The organism is Pantoea sp. SS70, from assembly GCF_029866845.1.
Lineage (GTDB): Bacteria > Pseudomonadota > Gammaproteobacteria > Enterobacterales > Enterobacteriaceae > Pantoea > Pantoea leporis.
Map to the genome: position 1 here is coordinate 1242347 of NZ_CP117199.1, position 21016 is coordinate 1263362.

Genomic DNA, 21016 nt, shown 5'->3' on the forward strand with positions numbered 1-21016 from the left:
CTGCGACATGTAAGACTTTTACCAGGAGGTTGTTTTTGCAACGAGCACGTTGTTATCTGCTAGGTGAGCGCGCGGTGGTGCTGGAACTGGAGCCACCGGTTTTGTTGACCAGCCAGCAGCGCATCTGGGGATTGTGTCAGCGACTGCAGCAAAACGAGCAGGTTGAGGAAGTGATTCCTGGCATGAACAACCTGACGTTGCTGCTGCGCGATCCGCAACGCAATGCATTGGACGCGATTGAGCGTTTGCAGCGTTGGTGGGAAGAGAGCGAAGCGCAGCTGCCGGAATCGCGCTGCGTCGAGATTCCAGTTGTGTACGGCGGCGCAGGCGGGCCGGATCTGCAGGAGGTGGCGGATCGCGCCAACATGACGCCCAGGCAAGCGGTAGAACTGCACAGCAGCATCGATTACGTGGTCTATTTCATCGGCTTCCAGCCTGGTTTCCCTTATCTCGGTGGCCTGGATGAGCGTTTACACACGCCACGCCGCGCTGAACCGCGCGTGCTGGTGCCGAGCGGCTCGGTGGGCATCGGCGGCAGCCAAACCGGCATCTATCCCTTAGCCGCGCCCGGCGGCTGGCAACTTATTGGTCATACGCCGCTCAGCCTGTTCGACCCGCTTCAGCATCCACCGACACTGTTACGTCCCGGTGATAGCGTGCGCTTTGTGCCGCAGCAGGAGGGCGTATGTTGAAAATTCTCCGCGCGGGCATGATGACCTCGCTGCAAGACCACGGCCGCGCCGGCTTCCGCCAATATGGCATCAGCGTGGGCGGCGCGCTCGATCAACCGGCAATGCGCACCGCCAATATGCTGGTGGGTAACCCCGAGCAGAGCGCGGTGCTGGAAATCGTGCTGGGACAATTTAAAACGCAGTTTACGCGCGATGGCTGGTTTGCATTGACGGGCGCAGGCTGCAATGCCGATCTGGACGGCAAACCGGTCTGGACCGGCTGGCGTCTGCCGGTGAAAAAAGGGCAGGTGCTGACGCTGGCAACGCCAACGCGCGGCATGCGCAGTTATCTGGCGGTCAACGGTGGTTTTGCCGTGCCGGACATGCTCGGTTCGGTCAGTACCGATCTCAAGGCAGCGTTTGGCGGCTGGCAGGGACGTAAACTGCAGGATGGCGACGAGCTGCCGTTGGGTAAACCGACGCGCGACTTCAAAGATAAAGCCGGCGTGCGTCAACTGCTGTGGGGCAACCGCATCCGCGCCTTAGCGGGCCCGGAATATAACGAGTTCTCGCGTGAGGCCCAGCAGGGTTTCTGGCGCAGCCCGTGGAAGCTCAGTCCGCAAAGTAATCGCATGGGTTATCGCCTGCAGGGACGTCAACTGCATCGCGATGCGACGCGCGATTTGCTGTCGCACGGTTTAGTGCCTGGCGTGGTACAGGTGCCGCCCAATGGTCAACCGATTGTGTTGATGGCGGATGCACAAACTACCGGCGGCTATCCGCGCATTGCCTGCATCATCGAAGCCGATCTCTATCATCTGGCGCAAATTCGTCTCGGCGAACCGATTCACTTTATCCACTGCACGCTGGAAGACGCGATACACGCCAAACAGCATCAACAGCGTTCCTTCGACCAAATAGCCTGGGGATTGGCCCATGAAGATTGATCTTAACGCCGATCTTGGCGAAGGCAGCGCCAGCGATCGGGAGCTGCTGACGCTGGTGAGTTCAGCCAATATCGCCTGCGGCTTCCACGCTGGTGATGCGCAAACCATGCTGCAATCGGTGCGCTGGGCGAAAGCGTCTGGCGTGGCGATTGGCGCGCATCCGAGTTTCCCCGATCGGGAAAACTTTGGCCGTACCGCTATGCAGCTGCCGCCGGAAACGGTGTATGCGCAGATGATCTACCAGATTGGTGCGCTGAAAAGCATTGCCGAGAGCGAAGGCGAACGGCTGGTACACGTCAAGCCGCACGGCATGCTGTACAACCAGGCGGCGGGCGATCCGCAACTGGCGGATGCCATCGCGCGCGCGGTAAAAGCCGTGGATAGCGGATTGATTCTGGTCGGATTGGCGGGCAGCGCGTCGATTGCGGCGGCGGCGCATCATGGTCTGCGCACCCGCGAAGAGGTGTTTGCCGATCGCGGCTATCTGGCGAGCGGGGCGTTAGTGCCACGCAGCCAGCCGCAAGCGATGATTGAAGATGCCGAACAGGCGCTGGCGCAAACGCTGGCGATGGTGCAGCAGCGTCAGGTGCAGAGCATCAGCGGAGAATGGGTCAAGGTTAACGCCGAAACCGTCTGTTTACACGGTGATGGCGCACATGCGCTGCAGTTCGCCCGCACGCTGCGCGCGGCATTTGCGACCAGTCAGATTGCGGTCACCAGCGCATAACGTTTTTACTCATTGCCCGGCATCACGCCGGGCTTTGTCTTTTCACATAAGGGAACAACATGGATAACGTAGTAAACCTCTGGCCGCTGCTGGGCATTGCCGCCATCATTCTGGGTTTTGTGCTGCGCTTTAACCCGGTGCTGGTGGTGATTGTGGCGGGCTTCGTCACCGGGCTGGCGGCGCATCTGCCACTGGCAGACATTCTGGAAAAGCTCGGCTCTGGCTTCCTCAATACGCGTAACCTGCCGCTGATTCTGCTGCTGCCGCTGGCTGTTATCGGTTTGCTGGAGCGTCATGGCCTGAAAGAGCGGGCGCAAAGCTGGATCGCGCAGATCAAAACCGCCACCGCCGGCCGCTTGCTGATCGTCTACCTGTTTGTGCGTGAAGCCACCGCCGCGCTGGGCTTAACCAGCCTGGGCGGGCATCCGCAGATGGTGCGTCCGCTGCTGGCGCCGATGGCCGAAGGTGCCACAGAAAACCGCTACGGTGATGTCCCGCCAGAGGTGCGCCATCGTCTGCGCGCCATGTCTGCGGCGACTGATAACATCGGCCTGTTCTTCGGCGAGGATATCTTCGTTGCCTTTGGCGCGATTATCTTCATGCATAACTTTATGCAGGAATCTGCCGGTATCAGCACCGAACCGCTGCATATCGCGCTGTGGGGCATTCCTACCGCGCTCTGTGCTTTCCTCATTCATTCAGCTCGTCTGGTGCGTCTCGATCGCCAGCTGTCGCGTGAATTGGGCGCGTTAAACCAGCAGGCGCTGAACGCCAAAGGAGCGAAGTGATGTTCCAGCAACAATATTTGATGTGGCTGGCAGGGGTAATCCTGCTGGTGGTTGCCGTGCTTTCATGGCGTGACAGCGCTAACCCGCGCCGTTTTACCACCGGTCTGTTCTGGGCACTGTATGGCCTGATTTTTCTGATTGGCGACGGTGCTTATCAGCTGATGGGACAATGGGCGGGCGATGCGGAACTGGGCCGCCGCGGGTTGCATATCGGCGTGGGTGTGGCCGTGGTGTTGATGGCACTGATTGCCGGTTTCGGCGGCGTGCGTCTGGGGCGTTATCATCAGCGCAGCGATGAGCAGAAACAGGAAAGTGCTAAACGTCTGCACAACAAACTGTTCCTGCCAGCGCTGGCGATTCCACTGGTGACGGTGATTGGCGTGCTGGCGTTTAACCATATTCCCGGTTTGCAGGACACGGTGTTTGGTCCCGGCAATCACGCCACGCTGGTGACGCTGTTCTCCATGATGATTGGCTGCCTGCTGGGCTGGCTGATTGCATTGAAAATCACCCATGAAAAGCCGCTGCAGTCGATGCAGGAAACCCGTCGCCTGCTGGATGCGGTCGGTTGGGCGTTTATTCTGCCGCAGATTCTGGCCACGCTTGGTCTGCTGTTCACCAGCGCCGGTGTCGGCACGGCAATTTCGCATCTCACCGAACAGTATCTGGCGGTAGATAATCGCCTGATTGCCGTCGCGGTATATGCGGGTGGCATGGCATTGCTGACCATGGTGATGGGCAATGCGTTTGCTGCCTTCCCGATTGTGACCGCCGGCATTGGTATTCCGATTCTGGTACTGCAGCACGGCGGCAATCCAGCGGTAATGGCGGCGATTGGGATGTTCTCCGGCTATTGCGGCACGCTGATGACGCCGATGGCGGCCAACTTCAACATTGTGCCGGCGCGCCTGCTGGAGCTGCCGGACCGCAACGCGGTGATCAAGGCTCAGGTGCCAACCGGTGTGCTACTGTTGGTAGTGAATATTTTCCTGCTCTACTTCCTGATGTTCTTGTGAGGTTGCAATGAAAACGGTGTTAATGACGGCGTTTGAGCCTTTTGGTGGCGAAAACATCAATCCTTCGTGGGAAGCGGTGCGCACCTTCGACGGCAAAGAGATCGCCGGTGCGCGCATTGTGGTACGCCAGCTGCCGGTGGTGTTTGCTACCTGCGGTGAAGTGCTGACGCGCGCGCTAGAGGAGATTCAACCCGACCGCGTGTTGTGCGTCGGGCAAGCCGGCGGCCGCGCCGATATTACCGTTGAACGCGTTGCGATCAACGTGGATGACGCGCGCATACCGGATAACAACCAGCAGCAACCGATCGATCAGCCCATCGAGGCGGATGGCCCGGCGGCTTATTTCTCCACGCTGCCGATCAAAGCGATGGTTGCCGCGCTGCGTGAAGTGGGTGTGCCGGCCTCGGTATCGCAAACCGCCGGCACCTTCACCTGTAACCACGTGATGTACAGCCTGCTGCACTGGATCCACACCACCAACAGCAAGGCGCGCGGCGGTTTTGTTCATATCCCGTATATGCCGGAACAAGCGGTGCACCATCCCGGCGTGGCCAGCATGGCGACTGCAAGCGTGATTCAGGCGCTGGAAACCTCGCTGCAGGTGATCCTGAGTACCGAAAATGATATCCGCGTCGTCGGTGGCGCTACGCATTAAAAGGAGTTGTTATGCCTGAGGGACCGGAGATCCGCCGCGCGGCGGATCAGCTGGCAGAGGCAATGGTCGGCAAACCCCTTACCGATGTGTGGTTTGCCTTTCCACAGCTGAAAACCTACGAACCGGCGCTGATGGATGCCACCATCAACGCCTTCGAAACGCGCGGTAAAGCGCTGCTCACCCACTTCTCCAATGGTTTGACGCTCTACAGCCACAATCAGCTGTACGGCGTGTGGCGCGTGGTGCCAACCGGTACGCAACCGAATACCACGCGCCAGCTGCGCGTACGACTCGCGACGGCGGATAAAACCATTTTGCTGTATAGCGCCTCGGATATTGAGCTGCTCAACGCCGATACTTTAGCTGCGCATCCGTTTTTGCAGCGCGTGGGCCCGGATGTGCTGGATGCCAGCTTAACGGTGGAAGAGGTGCGCGAGCGTTTGCTGTCGCCGCGCTTTCGTCGTCGCCAGTTCAGCGGCTTGCTGCTTGATCAGGCCTTTTTAGCCGGCCTCGGCAATTATCTGCGCGTGGAGATTTTGTGGCATGCCGGATTGCTGGCGTCGCATCGGGCGCAGGACCTCAGCGAACAGCAGCTGACGGCGTTAAGTGAGGCGATGCTGGCGGTGCCGCGTTTGTCATACGAGATGCGTGGCAGCATGAAGAAGTATCATGAAGAAGCAGCGTTACGCTTCGAGGTGTTTCATCGGCAGGGGAAAAAGTGCCGGCGGTGCGGCGCGGTGATTGAGAAGGGCGTGCTGTCATCGCGGCCGTTTTACTGGTGCCCGGGATGCCAGTTGTAGCGCTATAAAAAAGGCGGCCAGATGGCCGCCTTTCTCTTATTTATCCAGCGCCGAGGTGAATGGGCGCTCGGTGTAACCGGTATAAAGCTGACGCGGACGGGCGATTTTCATGCCTTCGTCGTGCATCTCTTTCCAGTGTGCAATCCAGCCCACGGTGCGCGCCATGGCGAAGATAACGGTAAACATGGAAGACGGAATGCCCATTGCTTTCAGGATGATGCCTGAATAGAAATCGACGTTTGGATAGAGTTTACGCTCGATGAAGTACGGGTCGTTCAGCGCGATGTGTTCCAGCTCCATCGCCACTTCCAGCAGATCATCTTTCATGCCCAGTTCGTTCAGCACTTCGTGACAGGTATCGCGCATCACGGTGGCACGTGGATCGTAGTTTTTGTACACGCGGTGGCCGAAGCCCATCAGACGGAACGAATCGTTCTTATCTTTCGCTCGTTTAACAAACTCAGGGATGTGATCAACGGTGCTGATCTCTTCCAGCATGCGCAGTGTCGCTTCGTTGGCACCGCCGTGTGCTGGTCCCCACAGAGAAGCGATACCGGCGGCGATACAGGCAAACGGGTTCGCGCCTGAAGAGCCTGCGGTACGCACGGTAGAGGTAGACGCGTTCTGCTCATGGTCGGCGTGCAGAATCAGAATACGGTCCATCGCGCGTTCCAGCACTGGATTCACTTTGTACTCTTCGCACGGCGTGGCGAACATCATGTGCAGGAAGTTACCGGCATAAGAGAGGTCGTTGCGCGGATAGACAAACGGCTGGCCAATCGAGTACTTGTAGCACATCGCTGCCATGGTCGGCATTTTCGACAGCAGGCGGAACGCAGCGATTTCACGGTGACGCTCAATGTTGACGTCTAAAGAGTCATGATAAAACGCTGCCAGCGCACCGGTCACACCACACATTACTGCCATTGGATGCGAATCGCGGCGGAAGCCGTGGAACAGTCGGGTGATTTGCTCGTGAATCATGGTGTGGCGGGTAACGGTGGTGCGGAACTCTTCAAACTGGGCTTGGGTCGGGGCTTCGCCATTTAACAGGATGTAACACACTTCAAGATAGTTAGAGTGGGTTGCCAGCTGATCAATCGGGAAACCGCGGTGTAACAGAATACCTTCGTCACCATCAATAAAGGTGATTTTAGATTCGCAGGACGCCGTAGAGGTGAAGCCGGGATCGAAGGTGAACAGGCCTTGTGAGCCAAGGGCGCGGACATCAACTACATCTTGTCCCAGCGTGCCTTGCATCACGTCCAGTTCAACAGAAGTATTATCTTGTAGGGTTAGCGTCACTTTTTTATCTGTCATTATTTCGTCTCCATAGCGCCTTTAAGGTAAGGATCTTAGACACCAGAATAGCCATGTTGTTACGTAAAACCACAATCTTCACAGCATCACTCTGCGGTAACGTTGGTCGTGCAGGGTTACAGAGTAAATGCTGAACTGGGCCATTCGGTGGCGTCGGGGCATGACATGCTGCACATCGAGGATGTTAAAGTTCCTGTCACGACATAACTTCTTGGTAACCAATAACCTGATGCTTTGTGTTACTTGTATTGGCAATGTTACATAACTTGAGCTTAGGGGAAAGTGTATCCCCATAACTTTTGTGCATCATAGGACTTTAATGCGATTGTTTGTAACTGAAATGTTGATTCTTTGTCAAATCAGATAATTAAAAATGTATAAATTGTGAAAATCGTGAAGGTGATCACTGTTCAGCCTAAATGTGACCAAAGAGATTGTAGGGGAATTGTAATCAGAATGTGATCCTCCTATACTGCGGCCAGGTCTCCGGAACACCCTGACACCAGGAGCCACCCAGCGTTTTACCCGCTTTATTTAACACTGGATGTTGCTATTTTGGTGGCGGTTGCAGTCTGAACACACGCTGTGTCTCTGATGCAACTCAGGACCGGAGGAAGCAAAATAAAAAAGAGCTGTGTGGGCAAAACCGTGAAAAAACAAAGACCTGTTAACTTGGATCTCTCGACGATCCGGTTTCCCGTTACTGCAATATCGTCCATTCTCCACCGCGTCTCCGGCGTGATCACCTTTGTCGCTCTCGGAATTCTGCTCTGGTTACTGGGTCTCTCTCTCTCCTCTCCAGAAGGTTTCCAGCAAGCGGCGTCCATCATGGATAGCTTCTTCGCCAAATTCATCATGTGGGGCATTTTAACTGCGCTGGCGTATCACGCTGTGAGCGGTATTCGCCATATGTTGGCTGATTTTGGCGTAACAGCAGAAACCCTGCAGGTGGGAACCCGTTCCGCGCAAGCGGCTTTTGTTATCACTGTCGTGCTCTCAATTTTGGCTGGAGTCCTCGTATGGTAAGCAATGCTTCTGCATTAGGACGCAACGGTATCCATGACTGGCTGTTACTGCGTGCTGCTGCAATCTTAATTACGCTCTATATTCTCTACATCCTCGGTTTTGTCGTGATGACAGGCACGCTGACGTATGACGTCTGGCATGGCTTCTTCTCGTCCGCCTTCACGAAAGTGTTCACCATGTTGACGCTGTTCTCGATTCTGATCCACGGCTGGATTGGAATGTGGCAGGTGCTGACTGACTACGTGAAACCTGTTGCAACCCGTTTGTTGCTGCAGTTTGTGATTGTGGTTGCGCTGTTGTCATATGCGATTTATGGAACCGTTGTTGTGTGGGGTGTGTAAATGAGTTTGCCAGTCAGAGAATTTGATGCCGTGGTGATCGGCGCGGGTGGCGCAGGAATGCGCGCCGCTCTGCAAATCTCCCAATCGGGCCAGACTTGTGCCCTGTTATCCAAAGTATTCCCAACCCGTTCCCATACCGTATCGGCGCAGGGCGGTATTACCGTTGCGCTGGGTAACACCCATGACGATAACTGGGAATGGCACATGTACGACACCGTCAAAGGTTCCGACTTTATCGGCGACCAGGACGCGATCGAATATATGTGTCATGTCGGTCCGGAAGCGATTCTGGAACTGGAACACATGGGATTGCCGTTCTCCCGTCTTGATGATGGCCGGGTGTATCAGCGTCCGTTTGGTGGTCAGTCGAAGAATTTCGGCGGTGAGCAGGCGGCGCGTACCGCAGCTGCGGCCGACCGTACCGGCCACGCCTTGCTGCATACGCTGTATCAGCAGAACCTGAAAAACAAAACCACCATCTTCTCCGAATGGTATGCGCTGGATCTGGTGAAAAACGAAGACGGCGCGATTGTCGGCTCTACGGCTATCTGCATGGAAACCGGCGAAACCGTCTATTTCAAAGCCAAGGCAACTATTCTGGCGACCGGCGGCGCGGGCCGTATTTACCAGTCCACCACTAATGCTCACATCAACACCGGTGATGGCGTTGGCATGGCGCTGCGCGCCGGCGTGCCGGTGCAGGATATGGAAATGTGGCAGTTCCACCCAACCGGTATTGCCGGTGCGGGCGTGCTGGTTACTGAAGGTTGCCGTGGTGAAGGTGGTTACCTGCTGAATAAGCACGGTGAACGCTTTATGGAACGTTATGCGCCGAACGCCAAAGATCTGGCGGGTCGTGATGTGGTTGCGCGTTCGATGATGGTGGAAATCCGTGAAGGTCGCGGTTGCGATGGCCCCTGGGGTCCGCACATTAAACTGAAACTCGACCATCTCGGTGCCGAAGTGCTGGAGTCGCGTCTGCCGGGCATCCTTGAGCTGTCGCGTACCTTTGCCCACGTCGACCCAATTAAAGAACCGATTCCGGTGATCCCGACCTGCCACTACATGATGGGCGGCGTGCCGACCAAAGTGACCGGCCAGGCGCTGCGTGTGAATGAGCAAGGCCAGGATGAGGTGATTCCGGGTCTGTTCGCCGTCGGTGAAATCGCCTGCGTATCGGTTCATGGCGCTAACCGCCTCGGCGGCAACTCGCTGCTCGATTTGGTGGTGTTCGGTCGCGCAGCCGGTGTGCATCTGCTGGAGTGTATTGAAGAGCAGGGCGAACTGCGTGAAGCCACGCCGGAAAATATCGATGCAGCGATGGCGCGCTTCAACCGCTGGGAAAATAACACCACCGGTGAAGATCCTGTCGAAATCCGTAAAGCGCTGCAGCGCTGCATGCAGAACAATTTCTCGGTGTTCCGCGATGGCGATGCGATGCGTGAAGGTCTGGAAGAGCTGAAAGTGATTCGTGAGCGTCTGAAATCGGCGCGTCTTGATGACCGTTCGCCAGACTTCAACACCCAACGTATCGAGTGCCTTGAGCTGGATAACCTGATGGAAACCGCTTACGCCACCGCTGTTGCCGCCAACTTCCGTACCGAAAGCCGTGGTGCACATAGCCGCTTCGACTTCCCGGACCGCGATGATGAAAACTGGCTGTGCCACAGTCTCTATGTTCCGCAGACGGAAAGCATGACGCGCCGTGAGGTGAACATGCAACCGAAACTGCGTGCGGCCTTCCCGCCGAAAGCGCGTACCTACTAATTGCGGAGATCATCATGAGACTCGAATTTTCAATCTATCGTTACAACCCGGAAGTCGATGCCAAGCCGCGCATGCAGGAGTACACCCTGGAGTCGGAAGATGGTCGCGACATGATGCTGTTGGATGCGCTGATCCGTCTGAAAGAGAAAGACCCTACGCTGGCTTTCCGTCGCTCTTGCCGTGAAGGCGTGTGCGGTTCAGATGGTCTGAACATGAACGGTAAAAATGGTCTGGCGTGTATCACGCCGATCTCTGCGCTGGGCAACGGTTCGAAGAAAATTGTTATCCGTCCACTGCCAGGTTTGCCGGTGATCCGCGACCTCGTGGTAGACATGGGACAATTCTATGCACAGTATGAGAAGATTAAGCCTTTCCTGTTGAATAATGGGGAAAATCCACCGGCGCGCGAGCATTTACAGAGCCCAGCCGAGCGTGAGCATCTGGACGGTTTGTATGAGTGTATTCTCTGCGCCTGTTGCTCAACGTCGTGCCCGTCGTTCTGGTGGAATCCGGACAAGTTTGTCGGTCCGGCTGGCCTGCTGGCCGCTTACCGTTTCCTGATCGACAGCCGCGACACGGAAACCAATGCGCGTCTCGACAATCTCAACGATGCTTTCAGTGTTTTCCGCTGTCACAGCATCATGAACTGTGTGAGCGTGTGCCCGAAAGGCCTAAACCCAACGCGCGCCATCGGCCATATTAAGTCGATGCTGCTGCAACGCGGGGCGTAACAGAAAAAGTCACTCTCCGGGAACCTGAGTTCCCGGATGTTTACGGAAGCCTCTATAAGCGCGGTGCTGACCACGCTTATAAAGGTTCCCTTACGAGCCAGGCGCCGGTAGCGCACAGGTTCGTATCGCTGAACTCACTACGGCAAGCCGCGTAAGCGGTAAAAAATGAAACCTCATAAAAAGCAGATTAATGCTTAAGGGATCACAATGCAGAACAGCGCGATGAAACCCTGGCTGGACTCCTCCTGGCTGGCCGGCGCGAACCAATCTTACATAGAGCAGCTCTATGAGGATTTCCTGACCGATCCTGACTCAGTTGATGACATGTGGCGCGAGCTGTTCCAGCAGCTGCCGGGCACTGGCGTGAAACCTGAGCAATTTCACTCCACCACGCGTGACTACTTCCGCCGCCTGGCTAAAGACGCTACGCGTTACACATCAACCGTGACCGATCCGGCAACCAACTCCAAACAGGTAAAAGTGCTGCAGCTGATTAATGCGTTCCGCTTCCGCGGCCATCAGCATGCAAACCTCGATCCGCTTGGCCTGTGGAAACAGGACACGGTAGCCGACCTCGATCCGGCTTATCACGATCTGACCGACGCCGATTTTCAGGAAAGCTTTAACGTAGGCTCTTTTGCTATCGGCAAAGAGACCATGAAGCTGGCCGATCTGTTTGCGGCGCTGCAGCAGACTTACTGTGGCTCGATTGGTGCTGAGTACATGCACATCAACAACACCGACGAGAAGCGCTGGATTCAGCAGCGTCTGGAATCGGTGGTGGGCCACGCGTCTTTCAGCAGTGACGAGAAAAAAGGTTTCCTGAAAGAGCTGACCGCGGCAGAAGGCCTGGAAAAATATCTGGGTGCAAAATTCCCGGGTGCGAAGCGCTTCTCGCTGGAAGGCGGCGATGCACTGGTGCCCATGCTGCGCGAGATGATTCGTCACGCGGGCAAGAGCGGTACGCGCGAAGTGGTGCTGGGTATGGCGCACCGCGGTCGTCTCAACGTACTGATCAACGTATTAGGTAAGAAGCCGCAGGATCTGTTCGACGAATTCTCCGGCAAGCACAAAGAACACCTCGGCACCGGCGACGTGAAGTACCACATGGGCTTCTCGTCTGACGTGGAAACCGAAGGCGGCTTAGTGCACCTGGCGCTGGCGTTCAACCCGTCGCATCTGGAAATCGTAAGCCCGGTAGTGATGGGGTCGGTGCGTGCGCGTTTAGATCGTTTGGCTGAGCCAAGCAGCAACAAAGTTCTGCCAATCACCATTCACGGTGATGCCGCTGTTATTGGTCAGGGCGTGGTGCAGGAAACCCTGAACATGTCGCAGGCGCGTGGCTACGAAGTGGGCGGTACCGTTCGCATTGTGATCAACAACCAGGTTGGTTTCACCACCTCCAACCCGAAAGATGCGCGCTCTACGCCGTACTGTACGGATATCGGCAAGATGGTGCTGGCACCGATTTTCCACGTTAACGCGGACGATCCGGAAGCCGTAGCCTTTGTGACTCGCCTGGCGCTGGATTATCGCAACACCTTTAAACGTGATGTCTTCATCGACCTGGTGTGCTATCGCCGTCACGGCCACAACGAAGCCGACGAGCCAAGTGCCACGCAGCCGTTGATGTACCAGAAAATCAAAAAGCATCCGACGCCGCGTAAACTCTATGCCGATCAGCTGGAAAGCGAAGGCGTAGCGACCAGCGAAGATGCCACCGAGATGGTCAATCTCTATCGCGACGCGCTGGATGAAGGCGAATGCGTGGTGCCAGAGTGGCGTCCGATGAGCCTGCACTCATTCACCTGGTCGCCGTATCTGAACCACGAGTGGGACGAAAGCTACCCGGCGACCGTGGAACTGAAACGCCTGCAGGAACTGGCGCGCCGCATCAGCAGCGTACCGGAATCGGTAGAAGTGCAGTCTCGCGTTGCCAAGATCTACAACGATCGCAAAGAGATGGCCGAAGGCAACAAAGCGTTCGACTGGGGCGGTGCAGAAAACCTCGCCTATGCCACGCTGGTTGACGAGGGGATTCCGGTGCGTCTTTCCGGTGAAGATACCGGTCGCGGGACCTTCTTCCACCGTCATGCGGTAATCCACAACCAGACCAACGGCTCAACCTACACGCCGCTGCACCATGTCCATAACGGCCAGGGTCAGTTCAAAGTGTGGGATTCCGTGCTGTCTGAAGAAGCGGTACTGGCTTTCGAATACGGTTATGCCACCGCAGAACCGCGCGTGCTGACCATCTGGGAAGCGCAGTTCGGCGATTTCGCCAATGGCGCGCAGGTCGTGATCGACCAGTTCATCAGCTCCGGCGAACAGAAATGGGGCCGTATGTGTGGCCTGGTCATGTTGCTACCGCACGGTTATGAAGGCCAGGGTCCTGAGCACTCCTCAGCGCGTCTGGAGCGTTATCTGCAACTCTGTGCTGAACAGAACATGCAGGTGTGCGTGCCTTCTACGCCAGCGCAGGTTTACCACATGCTGCGTCGTCAGGCGCTGCGCGGTATGCGCCGTCCGCTGATCGTCATGTCACCGAAATCACTGCTGCGCCATCCGCTGGCGATTTCCAGCATGGAAGAGTTGGCCACAGGCAGCTTCCAGCCAGCGATTGGTGAAATCGACGATCTCGATCCACAACAGGTAAAACGCGTGGTGCTGTGTTCGGGCAAGGTTTATTACGATCTGCTGGAGCAGCGTCGTAAAAACGAGCAGACCGACGTGGCCATCGTGCGTATCGAACAACTCTATCCGTTCCCGCACAAAGTCGTGCAGGACGTATTGAAAAACTATGCTCATGTGCAGGATTTCGTGTGGTGTCAGGAAGAGCCGCTGAATCAGGGCGCATGGTATTGCAGTCAGCATCATTTCCGCGAAGTGGTTCCATTTGGTGCGTCACTGCGTTATGCAGGCCGTCCGGCTTCTGCTTCACCGGCCGTGGGCTACATGTCCGTACATCAAAAACAGCAGCAAGACCTGGTTAATGACGCGCTGAACCTTGGTTAATAAAAAGGAAAGAAAATGAGTAGCGTAGAAATTCTCGTTCCCGATTTGCCTGAATCCGTAGCGGACGCAACGGTTGCAACCTGGCACAAAAAACCTGGCGACTCTGTGAGCCGCGATGAAGTACTGGTAGAGATTGAAACTGACAAAGTGGTTCTGGAAGTGCCTGCTTCAGCGGATGGCATCCTGGAAGCCGTGCTGGAAGAGGAAGGCGCTACCGTCACTTCTCGTCAGATTCTGGGCCGTCTGAAAGAGGGCAACAGCGGCGGGAAAGAGACTGCGGCCAAAGCGGAAAGTAACGAATCTACACCGGCACAGCGCCAGACCGCTTCGCTGGAAGAAGAGAGCAACGATGCGCTCAGCCCAGCGGTACGCCGCCTGATTGCTGAAAACAACCTCGATGCCAGCCAGATCAAAGGCACCGGCGTTGGTGGCCGTCTGACGCGAGAAGATGTGGAAAAACATCTGGCGAAGAAAGCTGACGGTGGCAAAGCTGCACCGGCTGCAGCGCCAGCCGCTGCTGCACCGCAGGCCGCTGTGGCTAACCGCAGCGAAAAACGCGTACCGATGACGCGTCTGCGTAAGCGTGTTGCCGAGCGTCTGCTGGAAGCGAAAAACAGCACCGCGATGTTGACCACGTTCAACGAAATCAACATGAAGCCAATCATGGATCTGCGCAAGCAGTACGGCGACGCGTTCGAGAAACGTCACGGCGTGCGTCTGGGCTTCATGTCCTTCTACATCAAAGCGGTAGTGGAAGCGCTGAAACGCTTCCCGGAAGTGAACGCGTCTATTGATGGCGAAGATGTGGTTTACCACAACTATTTCGATGTGAGCATTGCGGTTTCTACCCCGCGTGGTCTGGTTACGCCGGTGCTGAAAGATGTTGATGCACTGAGCATGGCCGACATTGAGAAGAAAATTAAAGAGCTGGCGGTGAAAGGCCGTGACGGCAAGTTGACGGTTGAAGAGCTGACCGGCGGTAACTTCACCATCACCAACGGTGGTGTGTTTGGTTCGCTTATGTCTACGCCAATCATCAACCCGCCGCAGAGCGCGATTCTCGGCATGCACGCCATCAAAGATCGCCCAATGGCGGTTAATGGTCAGGTTGTGATTCTGCCAATGATGTATCTGGCGCTCTCTTACGATCACCGTTTGATTGATGGTCGTGAATCCGTTGGCTATCTGGTGGCGGTGAAAGAGATGCTGGAAGATCCAGCTCGCCTGCTGCTGGACGTCTAATTTCGCCGGGCGCGCGGTGTGAAGGCGCGCCCAAACTCATACCTGAATGGATAGAACATCATGAATTTACATGAATACCAGGCGAAGCAGCTGTTTGCACGCTATGGCATGCCAGCACCGACAGGCTACGCCTGCACCACGCCACGTGAAGCTGAAGAAGCCGCGTCTAAAATTGGCGCAGGTCCGTGGGTAGTGAAATGTCAGGTTCATGCCGGTGGCCGCGGTAAAGCGGGCGGCGTGAAAGTGGTGAACAGCAAAGAAGACATTCGTGCTTTTGCTGAACACTGGCTGGGCAAACGTCTGGTGACCTATCAAACTGATGCGCACGGTCAGCCGGTAAACCAGATTCTGGTTGAAGCCGCGACGGATATCGATCAGGAGCTGTATCTGGGTGCGGTTGTTGACCGTGCTACCCGTCGTGTCATCTTCATGGCTTCGACAGAAGGCGGTGTTGAGATTGAGAAAGTGGCAGAAGAAACGCCACACTTGATCCACAAGATGGCGCTCGATCCATTAGCGGGTCCACAGCCGTATCAGGGCCGCGAGTTGGCGTTCAAACTCGGCCTGACCGGCAAGCAAGTTAGCCAGTTCACCAAAATCTTCATGGGCCTGGCGACCATGTTCCTTGAGCGCGATCTGGCGATGGTAGAGATCAACCCGCTGGTGATCACTAAGCAGGGCGATCTGATCTGCCTCGACGGCAAACTGGGCGCGGACGGTAACGCACTGTTCCGTCAGCCGGAACTGCGTGAAATGCGCGATCCGAGCCAGGAAGATCCACGTGAAGCCCACGCAACGCAGTGGGAACTGAACTACGTTGCGCTGGATGGCAACATCGGCTGTATGGTGAACGGCGCCGGTCTGGCGATGGGCACCATGGACATCGTGAAACACCACGGTGGTGAGCCAGCAAACTTCCTGGACGTTGGCGGCGGCGCAACCAAAGAGCGCGTCACCGAAGCCTTCAAAATCATCCTGTCTGACGATGCAGTGAAAGCTGTGTTCGTTAACATCTTCGGCGGCATTGTGCGTTGCGATCTGATCGCAGACGGCATCATCGGTGCCGTGGCAGAAGTGGGTGTCAACGTGCCAGTTGTGGTACGTCTGGAAGGTAACAACGCCGAGCTGGGCGCTAAGAAATTGGCGGACAGCGGTCTGAACATCATTGCAGCAACCAGCCTGACAGACGCTGCACAGCGTGTTGTAGCTGCAGCGGAGGGTAAATAATGTCCATTTTGATCGACAAAAACACCAAAGTCATTTGCCAGGGTTTCACCGGTGGTCAAGGGACGTTCCACTCTGAGCAGGCGCTGGCTTACGGTACGCAGCTGGTTGGCGGTGTAACGCCAGGCAAAGGCGGCACCACGCATCTCGGCCTGCCGGTGTTCAACACCGTACGTGAAGCAGTAGAAGCCACTGGCGCAACCGCCACCGTGATCTACGTTCCAGCGCCGTTCTGCAAAGACGGTATTCTGGAAGCGATCGATGCGGGCATTAAACTGATCATCACCATCACCGAAGGTATCCCAACGCTGGATATGCTGACCGTGAAAGTGAAGCTGGATGAAGCTGGCGTGCGCATGATCGGCCCGAACTGCCCAGGCGTGATCACGCCTGGCGAATGTAAGATCGGTATCATGCCAGGCCACATTCACCAGCCAGGCCGCGTAGGTATCGTATCGCGTTCAGGTACGCTGACTTATGAAGCCGTTAAGCAGACCACTGACATCGGCTACGGCCAGTCAACCTGCGTAGGTATCGGTGGTGATCCGATTCCAGGCTCTAACTTCATCGACATCCTGAAATTGTTCCAGGAAGATCCACAGACCGAAGCGATCGTGATGATCGGTGAGATCGGTGGTAGCGCGGAAGAAGAAGCAGCAGCTTACATCAAAGCCCACGTGACCAAGCCGGTTGTCGGCTACATCGCCGGTGTGACTGCACCGAAAGGCAAACGTATGGGCCACGCAGGCGCCATCATTGCCGGTGGTAAAGGTACCGCTGATGAGAAATTTGCTGCACTGGAAGCGGCCGGTGTGAAAACCGTACGCAGTCTGGCAGACATTGGTGACGCGGTTAAAGCGGTTTTACCAATCAAATAAGCCAATACACACTGACAATGAAAAGCCACCTTCGGGTGGCTTTTTTTTTGGTAATAACCCGCCTGAAAGGGAGGGAAAAAAGCGCAACGGCTTCAAAAAATTGCGGCTATGCTTACTCTGTCATCAAGGTAAAGAAGGGAAAAGGCGCTGGATTTTTGTCAAGCAATTGGCGTGCGACTTTCCTAAATGAGGTTAAATAATTGCGGAAAAGGTAATTATATTCTTAATAATATGATGATGTTGTGACATCTAATTAACAACCACTGTAACACTACATATCTGGAAATTTATTGTCTTAATCTAGATCAATAATTGGCGACTTATAGGAAACTTTACCGCTAGCAAAAGGCCGACTAACCGGTATAAATTGCGCTGCATCAATTCAGTCTTCGTCATAATTTATCAGGAGTTTGTGCCAGGCGTTGTTATATCAATTCTGCCGCCTCCTCGTGTTACTCCTGCTTTAAATTGACTGAAAAGATCGGTTTTTAAGGGAATTTTATCACTGTTACTCGCTCTCTTCGGGCAACAGCTTTCTCTGTTCTATCAGTAACAAAACTGGAATCAATAATCAGTCGTTCCTGAATCTTGTTCTGCGCGTCAATGTCTGTTGTTTGCCGTTGTCATCCGCAGGGGAAGTTCATGCGAGGAGCAAGGAGTCATCATGTTAGATATTGTCGAGCTGTCGCGTTTACAGTTTGCCCTGACGGCGATGTACCATTTCCTGTTCGTGCCATTAACGCTGGGTATGGCGTTTTTATTGGCGATCATGGAAACGGTATATGTCCTGACGGGGAAACAAATTTATAAAGATATGACCAAGTTCTGGGGCAAGTTGTTTGGTATTAACTTTGCACTCGGCGTGGCTACCGGCCTGACCATGGAATTCCAGTTCGGTACCAACTGGTCATATTATTCACACTATGTCGGCGATATCTTCGGTGCGCCGCTCGCCATCGAAGGTTTAATGGCGTTCTTCCTCGAATCCACCTTTGTTGGCCTGTTCTTCTTCGGCTGGGATCGCCTCGGTAAGGTGCAACACCTTGCGGTGACCTGGCTGGTGGCGCTCGGTTCGAACATGTCCGCGCTGTGGATTCTGGTGGCGAACGGCTGGATGCAAAACCCCATTGCATCGGAATTCAATTTCGAAACCATGCGTATGGAGATGTTGAGTTTCTCCGAGCTGGTGCTGAACCCGGTTGCGCAGGTGAAGTTTGTCCATACCGTGGCCGCCGGTTACACCACGGGCGCGATGTTCATCCTTGGTATTAGCGCATGGTATCTGCTGAAAGGGCGCGACATTGCTTTCGCTAAACGCTCTTTCGCCATCGCAGCCAGTTTCGGTATGGCGGCGATTCTGTCAGTGATCGTACTGGGTGACGAATCCGGTTATGAAATCGGTGACGTGCAGAAAACCAAACTGGCGGCAATTGAAGCGGAATGGGAAACCCAACCGGCTCCGGCTGCATTTACGCTGTTTGGTATTCCGGATCAGGAGACGCAGGAGAACAAATATGCGATTCAGATTCCGTATCTGCTCGGCCTGATCGCCACGCGTTCAGTGGATACGCCGGTCACCGGTTTGAAAGAACTGCTGGCACAACATGAAGTGCGTATTCGTAACGGCATGAAAGCCTACGCGCTGCTGAACGAACTGCGTGGTGGCAGTAAAGATCCTGAGGTGCGCAGCCAGTTTGAAGCCAGCAAACAGGATCTCGGTTATGGCCTGCTGCTGAAGCGCTATACGCCGGATGTGGCTAACGCCAGCGAAGAGCAGATTCAGAAAGCGACACAGGATTCGATCCCACGCGTTGCGCCACTGTACTTCGCCTTCCGCATCATGGTGCTGGGCGGTGTGCTGATGCTGGGCATTATTGCGCTCTCCTTCTGGAGCGTGATTCGTAACCGTATCGGTAAGTCTCGCTGGTTACTGAAAGCCGCGTTGTACGGCATTCCGTTACCGTGGATTGCGATTGAAGCGGGTTGGTTCGTTGCCGAGTATGGTCGCCAGCCGTGGGCAATTGGTGAGGTGCTGCCAACCGCGGTCGCTAACTCCTCATTGACCGTTGGCGATCTGCTGTTCTCAATGACGCTGATTTGCGGTCTCTACACCTTGTTCCTTGTGGCGGAAATGTACCTGATGTTCAAGTTCGCGCGCCTCGGTCCAAGCAGCCTGAAAACCGGCCGCTATCATCATGAAACGCTGAAGACATCATCTCAGCCGGCGCGTGGATAAGGAGAGCGACCATGTTTGATTACGAAGTATTGCGCTTTGTCTGGTGGCTGCTGATTGGCGTGTTGCTGATCGGTTTCGCAGTCACCGATGGCTTTGATATGGGCGTTGGTATGCTGACGCGCATTCTGGGTCGTACTGATACCGAACGTCGCATCATGATTAATACCATTGCGCCGCATTGGGACGGAAACCAGGTTTGGCTGATCACCGCCGGTGGCGCGCTGTTTGCCGCCTGGCCAATGGTATATGCCGCCGCGTTCTCCGGCTTCTACGTGGCGATGATTCTGGTGCTGGCTTCACTGTTCTTCCGTCCGGTTGGATTTGATTACCGTTCAAAGATTGAAGATATGCGCTGGCGCGGCATGTGGGATTGGGGCATTTTCATCGGCAGCTTTGTTCCGCCGCTGGTGATTGGTGTGGCGTTCGGCAACCTGCTGCAAGGGGTGCCGTTCCACGCTGACGAATATCTGCGTCTCTTCTATACCGGCAATTTCTTCCAGCTGCTGAATCCTTTTGGCTTGCTGGCGGGTGTGGTGAGTGTGGCGATGATCCTGACGCAAGGCGCAACCTATCTGCAGATGCGTACTGCCGGTGAGTTACACGTCCGCAGCCGCAGCACCGCGCAAATCTCGGCGCTGGTAATGATGGTGTGCTTCATTCTCGCGGGTGTGTGGGTGAAATACGGCATCGACGGTTATGTGCTGAAAAGCGTTATCGATCATCACGCGGCATCCAACCCGTTGGGTAAAGATGTGGTGCGTGAAGCCGGTGCGTGGATGGTGAACTTCGATCAGATGCCAGTACTGTGGCTGTTCCCGCTGTTGGGCGTGGTGTTGCCGCTGCTGACCATTCTCTGCTCGCGTATCGAGAAGGGCGCTCTGGCGTTTATCTCGTCTTCATTAACTTTGGCTTGCGTGATTATGACGGCCGGGATTGCGATGTTCCCCTTCATCATGCCATCCAGCACCGTGCCGGGCATCAGCCTGACCATGTGGGATGCCACGTCTAGCCTGCTGACGCTGAAAGTGATGACCATCGCCGCCATCATCTTTGTACCGATTATCCTGGCGTACACCGCCTGGTGTTATTACAAGATGTTTGGCCGTATCACCAAAGAACACATTGAGAGCAATACGCACTCCCTTTACTGATTAAGGAGATTGAGCATGTGGTATTTTGCCTGGATTCTTGGCACCTTGCTGGCCTGTGCGTTCGGTGTGATTACGGCGCTGGCGCTGGAGCACGTTGAAGAGAGCAGCGCGAAGGACGAGCAAGTCTGATGCGCACACTGATTCAGACGCTTTATCGTCTGATGGACAAGGGCCCGCTTCGGGCCCTTTCGCTAATCCTCGCGTTGTGGCTGGCGGGCTGTGTCATTTGGCAGCCTTCACGCTTTGCCGCGCGCACCAGTGATTTAGCGATATGGCACGGAATGCTGCTGATATGGGCCGTTTGTACCGGCGTGATACACGGCACCGGATTTCGCCCGCAGCGCCTGCGCTGGCAAGCGCTCTTCTCGCCGTTGCCCGCGATGATAGTTTTAGTGGCAGGAATTTTCTGGTTCTACTATTAAGTCCAGGCTCAGGACTTAAAAACGCCGCAATTTCAGACGCTGACGTGAGGTTTTGTCAG

General features: G+C 55.5%; 20 protein-coding genes. 19 read left to right on the plus strand and 1 reads right to left on the minus strand.

Annotated elements, in window-relative coordinates; translation table 11 throughout:
• The first annotated feature begins 35 nt into the window (after positions 1–35).
• From pxpB to nei, 7 genes are read left to right on the plus strand one after another with little or no spacing between them, the layout of a single operon-like run.
• On the plus strand, positions 36–692 hold the full coding sequence (pxpB, locus tag PO881_RS05685) for a 5-oxoprolinase subunit PxpB (protein WP_280172580.1): 657 nt from the start codon (positions 36–38) through the stop codon (positions 690–692).
• The gene (gene pxpC / locus PO881_RS05690; protein ID WP_280172581.1) at positions 686–1618 is read left to right on the plus strand and encodes a 5-oxoprolinase subunit PxpC; all 933 of its coding nucleotides are present in this window, start codon (positions 686–688) and stop codon (positions 1616–1618) included. Before pxpB ends, pxpC begins: the two co-directional genes overlap by 7 nt.
• Entirely contained in the window at positions 1608–2345 is a 738-nt protein-coding gene (gene pxpA / locus PO881_RS05695) for a 5-oxoprolinase subunit PxpA (protein WP_101763223.1), read from the plus strand. The genes pxpC and pxpA overlap by 11 nt, the downstream gene beginning before the upstream one ends.
• Positions 2346–2404: 59 nt before the next feature.
• Complete coding sequence (locus PO881_RS05700; RefSeq protein ID WP_110865738.1) at positions 2405–3133, plus strand: DUF969 domain-containing protein; 729 nt, start codon at positions 2405–2407, stop codon at positions 3131–3133.
• Positions 3133–4149: a DUF979 domain-containing protein gene (locus PO881_RS05705; RefSeq protein ID WP_101763221.1), complete on the plus strand. Its 1017-nt coding sequence runs from the start codon at positions 3133–3135 to the stop codon at positions 4147–4149. The genes PO881_RS05700 and PO881_RS05705 overlap by 1 nt, the downstream gene beginning before the upstream one ends.
• A 7-nt stretch (positions 4150–4156) precedes the next feature.
• On the plus strand, positions 4157–4804 hold the full coding sequence (gene pcp, locus PO881_RS05710; RefSeq protein WP_101763220.1) for a pyroglutamyl-peptidase I: 648 nt from the start codon (positions 4157–4159) through the stop codon (positions 4802–4804).
• Positions 4805–4815: 11 nt separating this feature from the next.
• The gene (gene nei / locus PO881_RS05715) at positions 4816–5604 is read left to right on the plus strand and encodes an endonuclease VIII (protein WP_280172582.1); all 789 of its coding nucleotides are present in this window, start codon (positions 4816–4818) and stop codon (positions 5602–5604) included.
• A 36-nt stretch (positions 5605–5640) separates the two neighbouring features.
• On the opposite strand, the gene PO881_RS05720 is transcribed toward nei, so the two are convergent.
• Positions 5641–6924 carry a citrate synthase gene (locus tag PO881_RS05720; protein ID WP_008107361.1) on the minus strand — a complete coding sequence of 428 codons (1284 nt, stop codon included), beginning with the start codon at positions 6922–6924 and terminating at the stop codon, positions 5641–5643.
• A gap of 594 nt (positions 6925–7518) precedes the next feature.
• On the opposite strand from PO881_RS05720, the gene sdhC reads away from it, so the two are divergent.
• The 12 genes from sdhC (at position 7519) to ybgE (ending at position 20957) form a co-directional block, all read left to right on the plus strand.
• A complete protein-coding gene (gene sdhC, locus PO881_RS05725) occupies positions 7519–7950 on the plus strand; it encodes a succinate dehydrogenase cytochrome b556 subunit (RefSeq protein WP_168197448.1) in 432 nt (143 codons plus the stop codon).
• Positions 7944–8291, plus strand: a complete 348-nt coding sequence (gene sdhD / locus PO881_RS05730; protein ID WP_049850912.1) for a succinate dehydrogenase membrane anchor subunit — start codon at positions 7944–7946, stop codon at positions 8289–8291. Before sdhC ends, sdhD begins: the two co-directional genes overlap by 7 nt.
• Positions 8292–10058 (plus strand): succinate dehydrogenase flavoprotein subunit, encoded by a 1767-nt coding sequence (gene sdhA, locus PO881_RS05735; RefSeq protein ID WP_280172583.1) that lies wholly within the window; start codon positions 8292–8294, stop codon positions 10056–10058.
• 14 nt (positions 10059–10072) lie between these two features.
• Positions 10073–10789 carry a succinate dehydrogenase iron-sulfur subunit gene (locus PO881_RS05740; protein ID WP_007890649.1) on the plus strand — a complete coding sequence of 239 codons (717 nt, stop codon included), beginning with the start codon at positions 10073–10075 and terminating at the stop codon, positions 10787–10789.
• Between the two features lie 207 nt (positions 10790–10996).
• On the plus strand, positions 10997–13804 hold the full coding sequence (gene sucA / locus PO881_RS05745) for a 2-oxoglutarate dehydrogenase E1 component (protein ID WP_280172584.1): 2808 nt from the start codon (positions 10997–10999) through the stop codon (positions 13802–13804).
• Between the two features lie 15 nt (positions 13805–13819).
• On the plus strand, positions 13820–15046 hold the full coding sequence (odhB, locus tag PO881_RS05750; RefSeq protein ID WP_101763215.1) for a 2-oxoglutarate dehydrogenase complex dihydrolipoyllysine-residue succinyltransferase: 1227 nt from the start codon (positions 13820–13822) through the stop codon (positions 15044–15046).
• A 60-nt stretch (positions 15047–15106) separates the two neighbouring features.
• On the plus strand, positions 15107–16273 hold the full coding sequence (gene sucC, locus PO881_RS05755; RefSeq protein ID WP_007890646.1) for an ADP-forming succinate--CoA ligase subunit beta: 1167 nt from the start codon (positions 15107–15109) through the stop codon (positions 16271–16273).
• Complete coding sequence (gene sucD / locus PO881_RS05760; protein ID WP_101763214.1) at positions 16273–17148, plus strand: succinate--CoA ligase subunit alpha; 876 nt, start codon at positions 16273–16275, stop codon at positions 17146–17148. The genes sucC and sucD overlap by 1 nt, the downstream gene beginning before the upstream one ends.
• A 664-nt stretch (positions 17149–17812) precedes the next feature.
• The gene (cydA, locus tag PO881_RS05765; protein WP_101763213.1) at positions 17813–19384 is read left to right on the plus strand and encodes a cytochrome ubiquinol oxidase subunit I; all 1572 of its coding nucleotides are present in this window, start codon (positions 17813–17815) and stop codon (positions 19382–19384) included.
• 11 nt (positions 19385–19395) lie between these two features.
• Positions 19396–20535 carry a cytochrome d ubiquinol oxidase subunit II gene (gene cydB, locus PO881_RS05770; protein WP_101763212.1) on the plus strand — a complete coding sequence of 380 codons (1140 nt, stop codon included), beginning with the start codon at positions 19396–19398 and terminating at the stop codon, positions 20533–20535.
• 15 nt (positions 20536–20550) lie between these two features.
• Positions 20551–20664, plus strand: coding sequence for a cytochrome bd-I oxidase subunit CydX (gene cydX, locus PO881_RS05775; RefSeq protein WP_007890642.1), 114 nt, complete (start codon positions 20551–20553; stop codon positions 20662–20664).
• Positions 20664–20957: a cyd operon protein YbgE gene (gene ybgE / locus PO881_RS05780; protein ID WP_101763211.1), complete on the plus strand. Its 294-nt coding sequence runs from the start codon at positions 20664–20666 to the stop codon at positions 20955–20957. The genes cydX and ybgE overlap by 1 nt, the downstream gene beginning before the upstream one ends.
• The last annotated feature ends 59 nt before the right edge of the window (positions 20958–21016 follow it).

Coding starts and splice junctions, on each gene's coding strand:
- sdhC (WP_168197448.1), top strand. CDS start 7,519: ATGCAACTCAGGACCGGAGGAAGCAAAATAAAAAAGAGCTGTGTGGGC.
- cydA (WP_101763213.1), top strand. CDS start 17,813: ATGTTAGATATTGTCGAGCTGTCGCGTTTACAGTTTGCCCTGACGGCG.
- PO881_RS05740 (WP_007890649.1), top strand. CDS start 10,073: ATGAGACTCGAATTTTCAATCTATCGTTACAACCCGGAAGTCGATGCC.
- sucD (WP_101763214.1), top strand. CDS start 16,273: ATGTCCATTTTGATCGACAAAAACACCAAAGTCATTTGCCAGGGTTTC.
- pxpA (WP_101763223.1), top strand. CDS start 1,608: ATGAAGATTGATCTTAACGCCGATCTTGGCGAAGGCAGCGCCAGCGAT.
- pcp (WP_101763220.1), top strand. CDS start 4,157: ATGAAAACGGTGTTAATGACGGCGTTTGAGCCTTTTGGTGGCGAAAAC.
- sucA (WP_280172584.1), top strand. CDS start 10,997: ATGCAGAACAGCGCGATGAAACCCTGGCTGGACTCCTCCTGGCTGGCC.
- cydB (WP_101763212.1), top strand. CDS start 19,396: ATGTTTGATTACGAAGTATTGCGCTTTGTCTGGTGGCTGCTGATTGGC.
- ybgE (WP_101763211.1), top strand. CDS start 20,664: ATGCGCACACTGATTCAGACGCTTTATCGTCTGATGGACAAGGGCCCG.
- PO881_RS05720 (WP_008107361.1), bottom strand. CDS start 6,924: ATGACAGATAAAAAAGTGACGCTAACCCTACAAGATAATACTTCTGTT.
- pxpC (WP_280172581.1), top strand. CDS start 686: ATGTTGAAAATTCTCCGCGCGGGCATGATGACCTCGCTGCAAGACCAC.
- nei (WP_280172582.1), top strand. CDS start 4,816: ATGCCTGAGGGACCGGAGATCCGCCGCGCGGCGGATCAGCTGGCAGAG.
- PO881_RS05705 (WP_101763221.1), top strand. CDS start 3,133: ATGTTCCAGCAACAATATTTGATGTGGCTGGCAGGGGTAATCCTGCTG.
- sdhD (WP_049850912.1), top strand. CDS start 7,944: ATGGTAAGCAATGCTTCTGCATTAGGACGCAACGGTATCCATGACTGG.
- cydX (WP_007890642.1), top strand. CDS start 20,551: ATGTGGTATTTTGCCTGGATTCTTGGCACCTTGCTGGCCTGTGCGTTC.
- sucC (WP_007890646.1), top strand. CDS start 15,107: ATGAATTTACATGAATACCAGGCGAAGCAGCTGTTTGCACGCTATGGC.
- PO881_RS05700 (WP_110865738.1), top strand. CDS start 2,405: ATGGATAACGTAGTAAACCTCTGGCCGCTGCTGGGCATTGCCGCCATC.
- odhB (WP_101763215.1), top strand. CDS start 13,820: ATGAGTAGCGTAGAAATTCTCGTTCCCGATTTGCCTGAATCCGTAGCG.
- sdhA (WP_280172583.1), top strand. CDS start 8,292: ATGAGTTTGCCAGTCAGAGAATTTGATGCCGTGGTGATCGGCGCGGGT.